The following is a 14,830-nucleotide window of genomic DNA, read 5'->3' as shown; positions in this document are numbered from 1 at the left end:
GGGACCGGTGCTCCCGTGGACGGTGGGCGGCGCGGGGCCGGATCCGCCCGAGATCAGGACGGATCCGGCCCACACGGTCAGTACTGACGGTCTGCCAGTACGGCGGCGGCTTCCTCCTGCGTGAAGGTGGTCTCGTCGGTGACCACCCGCTTCGGGACCTCTTCACCGGCCAGGACCTTCTTGGCCAGCTCCATCAGCTGCGGCCCGAGCAGCGGGTTGCATTCGACGATGAAGTTGATCTTGCCGTCAACGAGGGCCTGCATGCCGTCCTTGACCGCGTCGATGGTGATGATCTTGATGTCCTTGCCGGGCACCAGCCCAGCGGCCTCGATGGCCTCGATGGCACCCAGGCCCATGTCGTCGTTGTGCGCGAAGACGACGTCGATGCCCTGGACGGAGTTGAGGAACGACTCCATCACCTGCTTGCCGCCGTCACGGGTGAAGTCACCGGTCTGCGACGCGGTCACCTCGATCGAGGGGTCCGCGGCGATCGCGGTGGCGAAGCCGTCGGCCCGGTCGATGGCCGGGGCAGCGCCCGTGGTGCCTTCGAGCTGGACCACCTTGATGGTGCCGTCACCGTCGACATCGGCGTCGGCGGCGTTGGCGACCAGCCACTCCCCGGCCTTCTCGCCCTCGAGCACGAAGTCGGAGCCGAGGAAGGTCTCGTAGAGGGAGGTGTCGTCGGAGTCGACGGCGCGGTCGGTGAGGATCACCGGGATACCCGCCCGCTTGGCTTCTTGGAGCACGGTGTCCCAGCCGCTCTCGACAACCGGGCTGAAGGCGATCACGTCGACCTTCTGCTGGATGTAGGAGCGGATCGCCTTGATCTGGTTCTCCTGCTTCTGCTGGGCGTCGGCGAACTTGAGGTCGATGCCCGCCTCCTTCGCCGAGGCCTGGATCGAGGCCGTATTGGCTGTGCGCCAACCGCTCTCTGCTCCGACCTGGGAGAACCCCATCGTGATCGTGTCGTCATCGCTCGCGTTCGAATCGCTGCCGCATGCCGTGAGCATGGCGGCGCTCATCGAGATCGCCGCTGCGGCGATCAGGCTCTTCTTCACCACTGGTTCTCCTCCAGATCAACTGTGGATGTCTCGCCGTGTGACCGGCGTCACTGAGGATGAGTGTGAACGCTAACATTCCGATTCGTCAACCCATTCGGACGAGATTTCCAGAATCAATGTGAACGCTCACCCTGCCACGACGATCCCGGAAGCGGAGGCGCATCGCATGACTACGTCCCTGAGGGAGCACCGGATCAGCCGAGCCCTCACGCCGTCGGACATCGCCGAGCAGGTCGGCGTTCACCCGACGTCGATCCTGCGCTGGGAGCGCGGGGAACGACTGCCCGGCCCCACCCACATCCGCCGGCTCGCCCGCACCCTGGCCATCGAAACGGCCGAAGTGGCGCGGATCTTCGATGGGCTGCGGGCGCCCACCCCGAGCGTTCCGCACACCCTCCGCGGACATGGTCTGCGACCGCTGCGCCGGCGAGCCGGCGTACCGGTGGTCCAACTGGCCGAGGCCGTCGCGGTCCCGGCGGCCACGGTCTACAACTGGGAGTCCGGACGAGCCCGGATCCCCCTGAAGCACCTCCCCACCTTGGCCGCGATCCTCGATATCGACGCCGAGACGCTGCGGCGCCTCCTCTCCGCGGCGCCCGCCGTCGTGGCGGCGGCCGGATCACCACCCTCGGCACTGCGTCGGCTCCGACGCCGCACCGGCCTGTCACAGAGCCAGGTAGCGCAGCGGATCGGAGCGAGCCGGCACAGCATCAGCACCTGGGAGCGCGGGCAACCACCACCACTGTCGGCCCTGCGACGGCTCGCGAACCTGTACGGCGTCCCGGTGTCCACGGTTGCCCGAGTCGCCGGGGTGAGGCCACCTCGAGCCCTGGACCGACGCACCTGGACACCGGGCGACCTGCACGAGGTGCTGTGCGCGGTCCGCCAGTGGGCCGGCCTCACTCAGGCGGAGGTGGCCGCACGCCTCTCGTGCAGCACCTCCGCGGTGCGCGGATGGGAGAGCGCCCGCGCCACGCCTGGAACCGCGCTCCGCCTGCGACTGGAGCGCCTCTACGGCCTCCCCGCGGGCGCGTTGCTCACCGCCTACCCGACACGGCGGTGAACGACCAGTCGATCGCCGAGCCGTAGCGCTCTCCGGGACGCAGCACCGCCGAGGGGAAGTCGGGACGGTTCGGCGAGTCCGGGAACTTCTGCGGCTCCAGGGCGATCCCGTCCCCTTGGCGGTAAGGACGTCCGTCGGCCGAGAGCCGTGAACCATCGAGGAAGTTGCCGGTGTAGACCTGCAGGCCCGGTTGGTCACTGCGCAGTTCCATCCGGGTCCGGGTCCGCTCGGAGGTCAGGACGGCATGAGTACGAAGCCCCTCGCCGTCGATCACGAAGTTGTGATCGATGCCGCGCGCCGCGACGATCTGCTCGTGGCCCGCACGCAGCGAGTCGCCGAGTCGCCGCGGTGTCCGGAGGTCGAAGGGCGTCTGGGCGACGGATACGTGCCCCCCGCTCGGGATCCCACTGGCATCCACCGGGGTGTAGCACCGGGCCGGCACCTGCAAGTGGTGGCCGTCGATGGTGCCCGCACCGTCACCGTCCAGGTTGAAGTAGGCATGGCTCGTCAGGTTGACGAGCGTGGGCGCGTCGGCCTCCGCGCCCAACCGGAGCGAGACCCCGTCGGCGCGCACCTCGAAGTGTGCGGTGGCGACGAGTCGGCCAGGGAAGCCCTGGTCGCCGGCCTCGCTGACCAGGCGCAGGACCGCATGGCCCGGTCCGTGCTCCACCACGTCCCAGAGCCGCCGGTCGAAGCCGTCGGGCCCGCCGTGCAGGTGGTTCCCGCGGTCATGGACCCCGAGCTGGACCGGGGCGCCATCGAGCTCGAACCGACCCCCCGCGATCCGGTTGGCGTAGCGACCGATGGTGCCGCCGATGTAGTCGGTGGAGGCGAGATAGTCGGCCGGCGTCCGATGACCCAGGACGACATTGCGACGGCGTCGATCCCCGCACGTCACCTCCAGCCGATGGATGGTGGCACCGAGATCCAACAGGTGCAGCACCGGACCCGGGGCGCTGCCGACCGTGATCCGGCGTACCGGCTGCCCATCGGGCAGCTGGCCGAAGCGTGTGAGGGCCATGCTGTGAACGCTAACATCGAGCGTCTCAGGAAGGAGCCGGCCCCGTCGAGGCACGGGCGCGCAGCTCCGGCAGCAACAGCGTCGCGACGGCCTCGCTCTCACCCTCGAGCGCCTGCAGGGTGAGCTCCATCGCCCGCCTGCCGAGCAGCGAGAAGGGCTGGTTGACCGTGGTGAGCGGGGGCCAGAAGTACGCCGCTTCCGGGATGTCGTCGAAGCCCACGACGCTCACGTCGTCGGGCACCCGGCGACCGTGCTCATGGAAGGCCCGGAGCACCCCGAGGGCCATGTCGTCGTTGGCGACGAATACTGCGGTCACCGACGGGTCCGCGACCAGCCGCTGGCCGGCGGCGTAGCCGCTGGCCGGGGACCAGTCTCCGGTCACCTCGGGCCCGGGCAGCAGGTGGCGCCGCTCGTGAGCGAGTTGCCACCCGTCCCGGCGCTGACCGGCCTCGACCCAGTCGAGGGGGCCGGTCACGTGGGCGACGTGGGTGTGACCGAGATCGAGCAGGTGCTCGGTGGCGGCCACCGCCCCGGCCACCTGGTCAATCCCAGCAGCCATGGACTGCCCTGGGACGACCCCCTGAGCGAGGACGATGGGGATCGGCGTCCTCAGCGCCCGGGTGATCTCGCGGGCGGCGGGGTGGGCGACCGCGACCACGAGCGCTTCCACCGCCTCGTCGAGGAGCCGGTCGACGGCACGCGAGAGGGAGTCGGCGGAGAATTCGGGCAGGCTCACCAGCGAGACCTCGTAGCCGGCCTGGTGACCGGCCTCCTGGACGGCGGTAGCGATCCTGCTGGGGCCGTGCAGGATCAGGTGCGCGGAAACCATCCCGATCCTGCCCGATCGCTGCGTGGCCAGCATGCGTGCTGCGTTGTTGCGGCGGTAGCCGAGCAGTTCGATCGCGGCCAGCACCTTGGCCCGAGTCTCCTCCTTGACCAGCGGTGAGTCGTTGAGCACGCGGGAGACGGTCTGATGCGAGACGCCGGCATAGACGGCCACATCGGTCATGCTGGGCGAACGCCGGGACGGGACCGAGGACGATGGTGGCATGGCAGCCATCGTAGGGCGGCGACGGCTCCTCATCCGCGCGAACTAATCAGGACCTGGCGTCGTCGAGGCTAGGCATGTGAGCGCTCACAGTAATCGTCAACCTTCGCGAGCCCTGTGGGAATCAGGGGTTGACGGATCAATGTGTCGCCGGTCACACTGCGAGTGTTAGCGCTAACACTCGCGATGGAGTCCTCATGTCACCACTCACGTCCCTGCCCGGCGGCCGCACCCACTCCCCCCGGGCGCTGATCACCGCGCTCGTCCTGGCACTGCTCGGCGGCCTGGTCGTCGGCATTCCCAGCGCCGTAGCCGCCGAGGAGGTGACCGACGGGCTGGTCGTGCACTACGACCTCACCCAGAGCGAGGGCACTCTCGTGTCCGACACCTCGGGCAACGACCGCCACGGCACCCTGGTCGGCGGCGGCAGTTGGACGGGCGGCCACTTGAGCCTGAACGGGTCCGACGGCCACGTGAAACTCCCCGACAACGTCATGGCGGGGCTGGACTCGATCACGGTCAGCACCGACGTCTTCATCGAGTCGACTCAGGCCTCCCCGTTCTTCATCTGGGGCTTGGGCAACACCGCCACCTCGGGATCCGGCACCGGCTACCTCTTCGCGAGTGGCAACTCCTTCCGCGCCGGGATCACCCCGACGAACTGGTCGGGCGAGAAGGTCACCGCCAAGAGCCCCGCGGGGAACCTCGCCCGCGGTATCTGGAAGACCGTCACCTACACCCAGACCGGCACCGTCGGCACTCTGTACGAGGACGGCGTCCAGGTCGGCCAGAACACCGAGGTGACCGTGCTGCCCAGCGCCATCGGCAACGGCGTCACCACCAACAACCTGCTCGGCAAGTCCAACTACGCCTCGGACAACACTCTCCGGGGCCGGCTCAAGAACTTCCGCATCTACGACCGGGCGCTCAGCCCGACCGAGGTCGCCGACATCGCACTGACCGACGCCGCCCGGTTCGCCGCCGATGTCGCCGCGCTCGACCTCGGCGACCTCACCGCGGTCATGGACGACCTGAGCTTGCCGGCGTCCGGCGACCACGGCTCCGGCATCACCTGGGCGTCGAGCAACACCGACGTGATCGCCCCCACAGGTGCCGTCACCCGGCCCGACGCGGTCGACGGCCCGGCCGACGTCACGCTCACTGCCACCCTGACCTTCGGTGAGTCCACCGGAACCAAGACCTTCGACGCCACCGTGCTCCCTGCCGAGGACGACCAGGCACTGGCCGACGCTGCCGCGGCAGCGCTCGCACTGGTGCACCCCGACGACGTCCGCGGCCACCTCACGCTGCCTGCGACCGGCCTGCACGGCGCCACGGTCACCTGGGCCTCGTCGGCTCCCGAGACTGTCGCCGTCGACGGCATCGTCAACCGGCCCGGCCACGGAGACGGTGACGCCTCGGTCACCGTGACGGCCACCGTCACCGTCGGCGACGCCACCGCCGAGCGCGACTTCACCCTCACCGTCCGCGAACTCCCCCAGCACGAGGAGTTCGAGGGCTACGCGTTCAGCTACTTCACCGGCAACTCGATCGCCGGCGAGAAGATCTACTTCGCAGCCAGCCGAGGCAACGACGCGCTGCAGTGGGACGAGCTCAACGGCGGCCAGCCGACCCTCGAGTCGAGCTACGGCGAGCTCGGCCTGCGCGACCCCTTCATGATCCGCTCCCCCGAGGGTGACCGGTTCTTCATGATCGCCACCGACCTGTCCATCGGCCGCAACGGCAACTGGGACCGGGCCCAGCGGCACGGCAGCCAGCACCTCGAGATCTGGGAGTCCACCGACCTCGTCAACTGGTCCGAGCAGCGACACGTCAAGGTCGCCCCCGACAACGCCGGCAACACCTGGGCACCGGAGGCCTACTGGGACGAGGAGAACCAGGAGTACATCGTCTTCTGGGCCTCCAAGCTGTACGCCGAGAACGACCCGGGCCACACCGGCAACACCTACAACAAGATGATGTACGCCACCACCCGCGACTTCGTGACCTTCGGCGAGGCCCAGGTCTGGCAGGACTACGGCATGTCGCGCATCGACACCACCGTGCTCAGGGAGGGTGACACCTACTACCGGTTCACCAAGGACGAGGGCGCCGGCGGCACCGGATGCTCCGACATCATCCAGGAGAAGAGCCCGTCGCTGACCGCCAAGGACACCCCCGGCAACCCGTCGTGGGAGTTCATGGTCGGCTGCATCGGCAAGGACGCCGGCACCACCGCCGTCGAGGGCCCGAGCATCATCAAGGCGAACCCGGGCGACACCTCCGGCTCGAACTACTACCTCTACGTCGACGAGTACGGCGCCGGTCGCCGTGGCTACATCCCGCTGGGCACCGACGACCTGGAGAACCCGGACTGGAAGGTGGCACCCAGCTACGACATGCCCGCCAGCCCGCGCCACGGCACGGTGATCCCGGTGACCGCGGCCGAGTTGGAGAAGCTGCGCGAGCAGATCGTCGTGCCCGAGCCGATCGACCCGGTCCAGGCCGACGAGAACGGACTCGTCGCCCACTACGCGCTCGACGAGACCTCCGGCACCACGGCGACGGACAGTTCCGGCCACGGCTACCACGGCACCGTCAGCGGTGACGCGACCTGGGTGGACGGGGCTCTCACCCTGGGCGGCAGCAACGGCCACGTCAGACTGCCCGACAACATGATGGCCGGTCTGGACGCGATCACGGTCTCGACCGAGGTCTGGGTCGACTCAGACCAGGCCACCCCCTACTTCATCTGGGGCATGGGCAACACCCTCAACGGCGCCGGCAACGGCTACCTGTTCACCAGCGGGAACGCGAACTACCGCTCCTCCATCGCCACCGGCAACTGGACCACCGAGCAGACGGCGACCTCCGGCGCAGCTCTGCAGCGTGGGGCCTGGAAGACGCTCACCTACACCCTGCAGGACGGCACCGCCAGGCTCTACCTCGACGGCGTGCAGGTCGGTCAGAACACCAACGTCACCATCAAGCCCGGCGACATCGGCGACGGCGCGACCACCGCCAACTACATCGGCCGGTCGGTCTACACCGGAGACCGGTACCTCAAGGGCAAGGTCCGCGACTTCCGGATCTACAACCGTGCCCTCTCGGCCGCCGAGGTGAGCGACATCGGGGCCGACCCGTCGGCGATCACCGGCGTGGAACTCGACAGCCTGAAGGTGTCGGCGATCATCGACTCCGCCTCGTCGACAGTGACCCTGCCGGTCGAGCCGGGCACCGACCTCACCGCCCTCGAGCCGTCGTACGTCGTGGCGTCGTCCTCGTCGGTATCGCCGTCGGGGCCGCAGGACTACTCGGGGCCGGTGACGATCACGGTGACGCCCGAGTCCGGCACCGGCCGCGACTGGACCGTCAAGGCCATCGAGATGAGGTCCCCGCTCCTGCCGGGCCTCTACGCGGACCCGAACATCGCTGAGTTCGACGGGACGTACTACATCTACGCCACCACCGACGGCTTCGCCGGCTGGGGCGGCAAGGAGTTCTACGTCTGGAAGTCCACCAACCTGGTCGACTGGGAGCGTTCAGCACAGCCGTTCCTCACCCTCGACGGCGCCAACGGCAACGTGCCGTGGGCGACCGGCAACGCCTGGGCCCCCACGATCATCGAACGGGATGGGAAGTTCTTCTTCTACTTCTCCGGCCACAACCCGACCTACAACCGCAAGACCATCGGCGTGGCAGTGGCCGACAGCCCCGAGGGACCCTTCACGGCTCAGCCGACGGCGATGATCCTCAACAACGAGGCGGTCACCTCTGGCCAGGCCATCGATCCGGCTGCCTTCGAGGACCCTGTCTCCGGCAAGTTCTTCCTCTTCTGGGGCAACGGGTCACCGGTCTACGCCGAACTGAGTGACGACATGCTGTCGCTCAAGCCCGGCACGATCAGCGCGATGAGCGGCCTGACCGGCTACCGCGAAGGCACGTTCGTCAACTTCCGGGACGGCCTGTACCACCTCACCTACTCGATCGATGACACCGGCTCGGCGAACTACCGGGTCGGCTACGCCACCTCGACGAGCGTGCACGGGCCGTGGACCTACCGCGGTGTGATCCTGCAGAAGGACGAGTCACTGGGCATCCTCGGCACCGGGCACAACTCGGTGCTGCAGATCCCGGGCACCGACGAGTGGTACATCGCCTACCACCGGTTCGCGATCCCCGGCGGCAACGGCACCCACCGGGAGTCCACGATCGACCGGATCGAGTTCGACGACGATGGTCTGATCAAGCCGGTGGTGCCCACGCTGGAGAGCATCGAGCCGCTCAGCTACCAGGGCGGACCGGTGCAGGCGTCGCTCTCCTTCGCTGGCGGCGACGGATGGCACGGCGCCGGTGCGGCGCTGACCCTGGCCGGCGGACCGGACGTGGTCGCCGTCGAGTATCGGCTCGCCGACGATGCGTGGACGACGTACTCCGGGCCGGTCCCGCTGCCGGCCGGTAGCTATGAGGTTCAGTACCGCGCCCGGGGCAGCAACCTGCAGTGGAGCGACACCTGGACCGTGCCGGTGCAGGTCGACGACCAACCGCCCACGGTCGAAGCCAGTGTCACGGGTCGCCTCGTCAGTCTCAGTGCGACCGATGACGACTCCGGGGTGGCATCCATCGAGTACCGGCTCGACGGCGGCAGCTGGCTGCCCTACCTCGAGCCGATCGAGCTGGACGAGGCCGCACACGTCCTCGAGTTCCGCGCCACCGACGTGGCCGGCAACACCTCCTCGCCGGGTGAGGTCGAGATCCCAGCGGCGACCGATCCGGGCGTTCTGCCAGCGCCGACCGTCACCGTGCCACCGACCATCAGTGGGCGGGCCATGGTCGGCGCCCGGCTGACCGCTGACACGGGTGTCTGGGACCAGGACGGCCTGGACTTCCGTTGGCAATGGCTGCGCGACGGGTCACCGATCACCGGTGCCATCAACGCGATCTACGTGCCGCGGCGAGCCGACGTGGGCCACCGCCTCTCGGTCCGGATCACCGCCTCTCGCGTCGGTCGGCCAGCCGGCGTCGCGACGTCGCCCCGTACCGAGGCCGTGGTGAAGGCCACCGGCCGGGTCCGCGCGTCGCTCAACAAGCGGGTGCTGACGCTCGGTGCCACGAGGTCTGCCCACACCAGACTGACCGTCAGGTTGGGCGCCCGCCCAGGGTCCGTCAGTGCCCGGGGCACCGTGGTGGTGCGCGTCAACGGGAAGGTGCGGCGGAAGTTCAGGGGCAGCGCCACTCCCACGTCGGTGCGGCTACGTTTCGCCCGACCGGGGCGGCACATCATCAAGATCCGCTACCGCGGCTCCCCGGTGGTCACCGGAGCGACTGTGACCCGCACCGTGAAGGTCCGCCGCTGACCTGAACAGGCTCCGCCCTGCCCGGTGGCCTCAGGCCGCCGGGCAGGGCGGCACTCATTTCCCTGCGCGATGCCGGCCCCCGTTGATCAGGGTCCCTCTGCGACCGCGAGCCTCGCCTTGAGCAGCGGTACTGCCGGATGCGGGTCCACGTTGGTGGCTCGGAGCCCGTCGAGGCATACCTCGATCACCTCGGTGTCGTAGGGCGCCAGATCGCTGTAGCGGAGCACGGCGTCGGGTCGCGGGTCCGCCAGCAGCGCCTCGCGCACCGCGACCGCGAGATACTCACCCATCTCGACCAGGGCTGGGCTGTTGGTGCCGGGCAGCAGGTCTCCCCCGTAGGAATCCACCGCCGCCATCACCTGACCCCGCCGCAGCAGCGCCAGCACATGCTCGACGTCGGTGGAGACCGGGAGGGTGAGCCGGTAGGGACGTGACGAGAGTGCCCCACCGATCGCATGCCGCAGATGCGAGACCTCGGCCTTGAGCGTGGAGAAGGTGACCTCGTGGTCGCCGTAGAGCATCGTGTGCAACTGATCGAGCGACAGTCCGTCCGGATGCAGGGCGAGCAGCGCCAGGATCTCGGTCTGGCGCCGGTTGAGCAGCAGCCGCTCCCCGTCCAGACGCACCTCGGCCTGCCCGAGCAGGGTGAGCACCAGCCCAGGATCGCGGGTCACCTCGCCCTCCGCGTAGTACCGGGAGGTGGGCATCGCCTGCTCGATCAGGGTGGCCAGCACCCGGGCGGTGGCCAGCCCGATCGGGTGGGTGCGGTCCCAGGTCGTGGAGAGGTCGACGACACCGAGTTGCCGCCCCGTGACCGGGTCGTGCACCGGTGCCGCCCAGCAGACCCAGTTGTGCAGGTGGGGGGCGTAGTGCTCGGCACTGAAGACCATCGCCGGCGCATCGGTCCGGTTGGCCAGGTCGAGGGCGTTGGTGCCCATCGAGGTGTCGTCCCAGCGGCCACCGGGCACGAAGTTGACGCTCTCGGCTCGGCGGCGCATCACCCGACCGCCGTAGGTCCACAGCAATCGGGTGTGCTCGTCAGTGATGCCGATGACCAGGTCACCGTCAACGGCGGTACGACGCAACTCCTGCTCGACCGCCTCCACCGCCACCTGCAGGGGCGAGTCGCGCCAGCGTGCCTGGGTCTCGCCCTCGTCGTCCAGCGGCGCTGCCTCGACCTCGGTCGGCACCGCGGAGCGTGACCGCGCCCAACTGCTCAGGATCTCGGGCCGGACCAGCCGCTGATGATCCCCGGTGCTCTCGATGAACGCGGTCCAGGCGCGCACGGTCTCCCCCCGGCGCGCATCGAGATCGTGGGCCACCGCAGTGCTCCTTGGTCCGTCCCCGGCCACGGTAGCAAAGCCCGGGGAGCAGGTCACTGCTCGCCGCTCGGGACTAAAGTCCCGACGACTGATTACGTCCTCCCCGGGCACTGCCTTGGTGGCGTGGTGCAGACTCATGGCTGAACGTGAGCGCTGTTCACGTTGTCGCCAGGGCCGGGGGGCTCTGGCGGCAATCACAACATCATGGGGAGACCTCTGCATGAGGACACGGGGAAGAATCGCACAATGGGGGGCGGCCGGAGCGCTGACGATCGCAGTGGCGATCGTCGCGTCTCCCGCGCCTGCCGCCGCGCCGGTCGAGACGATCGAGTTCAGCGTGGACAGCCTCCACGACTGGGAGTCCGACGGCCTGCCGCAGTTCGACCCGACCCGAGGCACCCTGTTGGGCGCCGAGGTCACCGTCGAGGTGGAGATGGTCGCCGAGGGCGAGACGGACCCGGACGACGGGCTGCTCGCCGGGGGCCTCTACATCGAACGCTGGTCGGAGTCGATCACCGACCCGGCGGGGTTGGCCGACTTCGTGGGCACCGGTTCGGTCACCTTCGACCTGGCCGGGCCCGACGCCGTGGCCGGTTTCGTGCCCAGCGGGCAGGGCCTCGCCACGGTGGTGTACTCCTACGTCCCCGCGGCGGTGGCCGGTCAGGTGAACGCGCAGGCAGCGGTGCTGCCCAGCACCGGCGGCCCGGGGGTGGGCCTGTTGGTGGCGGCCCTCCTGCTGCTGGTCGCCGGGACGGCGATCGTGGGACGGGTCCGCCCGGTCGACTGAGGCGGTCGACTGCGCCCGATCACTGCGCCCGATCACTGCGTCGGATCACTGCGCCCGATCACTATGCCGGATCACCATGCCGGGGCGCGGCCGCGTCGCGGTGGATCCGGCCCTCGGTGACCGCCAACGGCTCCCCGCTGCCGCCCCACCGTGCCGCGATGATCTCGGCGGCAATGCTGACCGCCGTCTCCTCCGGGGTACGGGCGCCGAGGTCGAGGCCGATCGGGCTGTGCAGCCTGGCCAGTTCGGTGCCGTCGAGGCCCGCCTCGCGCAGTCGCGCCAACCGGTCCAGATGGGTACGCCGTGACCCCATCGCGCCGACGTAGGCCAGTTCGGGCATCCGCAGCGCCAACTCGAGCACGGGTACGTCGAACTTCGGGTCGTGGGTGAGCACCGTGACCACGGTCCGGGAGTCGATCCGCCCGGCCTCGTGTTCGGCCGCCAAGTAGCGATGCGGCCAGTCCACGACCACCTCGTCGGCGTCGGGGAACCGGCTCGCGGTGGCGAACACGGGACGGGCGTCGCAGACCGTGACCCGGTGGCCGAGGAAGCCTCCCACCCGGGCCACCGCAGCCGCGAAGTCGATGGCACCGAAGACGAGCAGCCGGGGACGGGGCTGGTGCGCCCAGACGAACACTCGCATCCCCTCGCCCCGCCGCTGCCCGTCCACACCGTATTCAAGGGTGGCGTGGTGACCGGCCTCGAGGAGTCCCCGCGCATCGTCACCGACGGCGGCATCGATCCGGGGCGACCCGAGCGACCCGCTGCTGCCCTGAGGCCGGATGATCATCCGCCGCCCCAGGTGGTCGGGGTGTTCCACGACGACGGCGACCGCCACCGGTCGGCCGGCCTCGATGTCTGCGGCGATGTCGCCCAACTCGGGGAAGGTCTCGGCGTTCACCGGCTCCACGAAGACGTCGAGGATCCCGCCACAGGTCAGCCCGACGGCGAACGCGGACTCGTCGGAGACGCCGTACCGCTGCAGCACCGGAGTGCTGCTGGCCACGACGTCGCGGGCGAGTTCATAGACGGCGCCCTCGACGCAGCCACCCGAGACCGAGCCGACCACCGAGCCGTCGGGGCCGACCAGCATCGAGGCGCCGGCGGGCCGAGGAGCAGACTCGAAGGTGGCCACGACGGTGCCGACCCCGACGGTCTCCCCCGCCTCCCACCAGGTCAGCAGGTCGGCAAGCACCTCACGCATCCGCGATCACCCCCAGCAGGTCGGTGTAGGTGGCCAGCGTATGTCCGGCCAGGAAGTCGTCCACGTGCGGCAGCACCGCCCGGATGCCGCCCTGGACAGGTTCGTATCCGGGCTTGCCGCGGTGCGGGTTCACCCAGATCACTCGGTGGGCGAGCCGATGCAGCCGGGCCATCTGCTCACGCAGCTGCGCCGGGTCACCTCGCTCCCACCCGTCGCTGACGATCAGCACCACCGCCCCGCGCGCCATCCCCCGCCGGCCCCACCGGTCCATGAAGGCACGCAGCGTCTCACCCAACCGGGTGCCGCCGGACCAGTCCGGGACGGTGTCGCCGGCGGCCAGCAGCGCCTGCTCGGGGTCCCGGGTCCGCATCGCCCGGGTGAGGTGGGTGACCCGGGTGCCCAGCGTGAAGGTCTCCACCCCGGTGGTCGAGCCGGTCGCGGCCGTCAGCCGGTGCGCGAGCCGGAGCAGCGCATCGGCGTACCCGCTCATCGACCCGGAGACGTCCAGCAGCAGCACCACCCGCCGTGGCCGGGTGCCGGCTCGGCGTCGATGGATCCGGGCCGGCTCGCCCAGGTGCCGCAGCGAGGCGCGCAACGTCCGGGAGGCGTCGATCTGGCCGCGGCGGTGCGAGACGTGCCGGGCGGTGGATCGGCGCGGCAGCCTGACCGGGAGTCCGCCGAAGAGTCGGGCCAGGCGCTGGCGCTCGGCGGGGGTCAGGTCGGCGATGTCGCGATGCCGGAGCACCTCGGTGGCACTCGCCGACGCACGCAGGGCGGCCGCCTCACCCGGCTCCCCCGCCTCGGTGTCCTCGGCCAGATCCAGCGGCGTACGCCGAGTGGCCGGGCGAGTGGCCCGGCGCCCCGGTTCGTCGGCGGCGAACCAGGCGTCGAAGACCAGGTCGTGGCGGGCCAGGTCCTCCGGTGAGGAACAGAGAGTGGCCCGTCCCGCGGCCCTCGTCCCGGCCGACGTGCCGGCGCCGAGACAGGCGACCGCGGCCAGGTAGGACTGGGCACGGTCCTGGGTCACCGGCACACCGGCCGCCCGCAGCGCCCGGGTGAAGCCCAGCAGCACGTCGACGCTCATCCCAGCATCCGTCGGATCGCCTCGTCGACCTTGTCGGTGTCCTCGCGGTACTTGACCAGGGCCCCGAGGGTGACCGCGGCGGTGTCCAGGTCGAGTTCGACTGCGCCGAGGCGGTGCAGGGCCCGGGCCCAGTCGAGGGTCTCTGCGACTCCGGGGGGCTTCTGCAGGTCGTCGATGGTCCGCAGTTGTTGCACCACCTCGACCACCTGCCGGGCCAGGGTCTCGGCCACCTCGGGGGCACGGGAGGCGACGATGGCGACCTCGCGGGCCAGGTCCGGGTGGTCGATCCAGTGGTAGAGGCAGCGACGCTTCAGCGCGTCGTGGAGTTCTCGGGTGCGGTTCGAGGTGAGCACCACCACAGGGGGCTCGGCCGCTTTCACGGTGCCGAACTCGGGGATGGTGACGCCCCAGGTGGAGAGCACCTCGAGCAGGAACGCCTCGAACTCGTCGTCGGCCCGGTCGATCTCGTCGACCAGCAGCACTGCGGGGCTCTGCTGCAGGGCGGCGAGCACCGGTCGGGCGAGCAGGAACCGTTCGTCGTAGAGCCCCTTCTCGGCCTCCTCGACGCTCTGCTCGGCGCTGACCGCCTCCAGGGCGCGCAGGTGCAGGATCTGCCGTGGGAAGTCCCAGTCGTAGAGCGCCTGGGTGGCGTCGATGCCCTCGTAGCACTGCAGCCGGATCAGCGGCAGGTCAAGCGCCTCGGCGACCGCCTCGGCGAGCGCGGTCTTGCCGGTGCCGGGCTCACCCTCGAGGAGCAGCGGCCGGCCCATCTCGAGGGCCAGGAAGAGCACCGTGGCCAGGTCGTCGTCGGCCAGGTAGCCGGTCGCCCGCAGTCGTCGGGTCAACTCCCCCACGCGGTCATCCATGACCCCACGGTAGGGGC

At 70.0% G+C, this 14,830-nt stretch carries 10 protein-coding genes; 3 read left to right on the top strand and 7 right to left on the bottom strand.

Features of this window, described 5'->3' with window-relative positions; genetic code table 11:
* Positions 1-77: 77 nt before the first annotated feature.
* Positions 78-1,058 carry an ABC transporter substrate-binding protein gene (locus tag JKG67_RS16870; protein ID WP_203338516.1) on the bottom strand — a complete coding sequence of 327 codons (981 nt, stop codon included), beginning with the start codon at positions 1,056-1,058 and terminating at the stop codon, positions 78-80.
* Between the two features lie 169 nt (positions 1,059-1,227).
* On the opposite strand from JKG67_RS16870, the gene JKG67_RS16865 reads away from it, so the two are divergent.
* A complete protein-coding gene (locus JKG67_RS16865) occupies positions 1,228-2,124 on the top strand; it encodes a helix-turn-helix domain-containing protein (RefSeq protein WP_203338515.1) in 897 nt (298 codons plus the stop codon).
* On the opposite strand, the gene JKG67_RS16860 is transcribed toward JKG67_RS16865, so the two are convergent.
* Both JKG67_RS16860 and JKG67_RS16855 read right to left on the bottom strand, forming a co-directional pair.
* The gene (locus tag JKG67_RS16860) at positions 2,099-3,145 is read right to left on the bottom strand and encodes an aldose epimerase family protein (RefSeq protein WP_203338514.1); all 1,047 of its coding nucleotides are present in this window, start codon (positions 3,143-3,145) and stop codon (positions 2,099-2,101) included. The genes JKG67_RS16865 and JKG67_RS16860 overlap by 26 nt on opposite strands.
* 25 nt (positions 3,146-3,170) lie before the next feature.
* On the bottom strand, positions 3,171-4,196 hold the full coding sequence (locus JKG67_RS16855) for a LacI family DNA-binding transcriptional regulator (RefSeq protein ID WP_203338513.1): 1,026 nt from the start codon (positions 4,194-4,196) through the stop codon (positions 3,171-3,173).
* A gap of 194 nt (positions 4,197-4,390) precedes the next feature.
* Here JKG67_RS16855 and JKG67_RS16850 point away from each other — a divergent pair, with 194 nt between their 5' ends.
* Positions 4,391-9,550 (top strand): family 43 glycosylhydrolase, encoded by a 5,160-nt coding sequence (locus JKG67_RS16850; RefSeq protein WP_203338512.1) that lies wholly within the window; start codon positions 4,391-4,393, stop codon positions 9,548-9,550.
* A gap of 86 nt (positions 9,551-9,636) precedes the next feature.
* Here the strand turns inward: JKG67_RS16850 and JKG67_RS16845 are convergent, their stop codons facing one another.
* A complete protein-coding gene (locus tag JKG67_RS16845; protein WP_238998615.1) occupies positions 9,637-11,010 on the bottom strand; it encodes a helix-turn-helix domain-containing protein in 1,374 nt (457 codons plus the stop codon).
* Between the two features lie 82 nt (positions 11,011-11,092).
* Between JKG67_RS16845 and JKG67_RS16840 the strand changes: the two genes are divergently transcribed.
* A complete protein-coding gene (locus JKG67_RS16840) occupies positions 11,093-11,659 on the top strand; it encodes a hypothetical protein (RefSeq protein ID WP_203338511.1) in 567 nt (188 codons plus the stop codon).
* Between the two features lie 61 nt (positions 11,660-11,720).
* On the opposite strand, the gene JKG67_RS16835 is transcribed toward JKG67_RS16840, so the two are convergent.
* Genes JKG67_RS16835 through JKG67_RS16825 form a run of 3 tightly spaced genes read right to left on the bottom strand, consistent with a single transcriptional unit; the run spans position 11,721 to position 14,813 of the window.
* Positions 11,721-12,863: an XdhC family protein gene (locus JKG67_RS16835; RefSeq protein WP_203338510.1), complete on the bottom strand. Its 1,143-nt coding sequence runs from the start codon at positions 12,861-12,863 to the stop codon at positions 11,721-11,723.
* Positions 12,856-13,947 (bottom strand): vWA domain-containing protein, encoded by a 1,092-nt coding sequence (locus tag JKG67_RS16830; RefSeq protein WP_203338509.1) that lies wholly within the window; start codon positions 13,945-13,947, stop codon positions 12,856-12,858. Before JKG67_RS16830 ends, JKG67_RS16835 begins: the two co-directional genes overlap by 8 nt.
* Positions 13,944-14,813 carry an AAA family ATPase gene (locus JKG67_RS16825; RefSeq protein ID WP_203338508.1) on the bottom strand — a complete coding sequence of 290 codons (870 nt, stop codon included), beginning with the start codon at positions 14,811-14,813 and terminating at the stop codon, positions 13,944-13,946. The genes JKG67_RS16830 and JKG67_RS16825 overlap by 4 nt, the downstream gene beginning before the upstream one ends.
* Positions 14,814-14,830: the final 17 nt, after the last annotated feature.

Origin of the sequence: Nocardioides limicola (genome assembly GCF_016827675.1) — a bacterium.
Taxonomy (GTDB): Bacteria; Actinomycetota; Actinomycetes; order Propionibacteriales; family Nocardioidaceae; genus Nocardioides; species Nocardioides limicola.
This window is presented reverse-complemented; position numbering and strand designations above follow the sequence as displayed.

Bases quoted from the DNA above. Each gene is read 5' to 3' on its own strand.
- JKG67_RS16835 (WP_203338510.1), bottom strand. From the start codon at position 12,863: ATGCGTGAGGTGCTTGCCGACCTGCTGACCTGGTGGGAGGCGGGGGAG.
- JKG67_RS16845 (WP_238998615.1), bottom strand. From the start codon at position 11,010: ATGAGTCTGCACCACGCCACCAAGGCAGTGCCCGGGGAGGACGTAATC.
- JKG67_RS16840 (WP_203338511.1), top strand. From the start codon at position 11,093: ATGAGGACACGGGGAAGAATCGCACAATGGGGGGCGGCCGGAGCGCTG.
- JKG67_RS16865 (WP_203338515.1), top strand. From the start codon at position 1,228: ATGACTACGTCCCTGAGGGAGCACCGGATCAGCCGAGCCCTCACGCCG.
- JKG67_RS16830 (WP_203338509.1), bottom strand. From the start codon at position 13,947: ATGAGCGTCGACGTGCTGCTGGGCTTCACCCGGGCGCTGCGGGCGGCC.
- JKG67_RS16825 (WP_203338508.1), bottom strand. From the start codon at position 14,813: ATGGATGACCGCGTGGGGGAGTTGACCCGACGACTGCGGGCGACCGGC.
- JKG67_RS16850 (WP_203338512.1), top strand. From the start codon at position 4,391: ATGTCACCACTCACGTCCCTGCCCGGCGGCCGCACCCACTCCCCCCGG.
- JKG67_RS16855 (WP_203338513.1), bottom strand. From the start codon at position 4,196: ATGCCACCATCGTCCTCGGTCCCGTCCCGGCGTTCGCCCAGCATGACC.
- JKG67_RS16860 (WP_203338514.1), bottom strand. From the start codon at position 3,145: ATGGCCCTCACACGCTTCGGCCAGCTGCCCGATGGGCAGCCGGTACGC.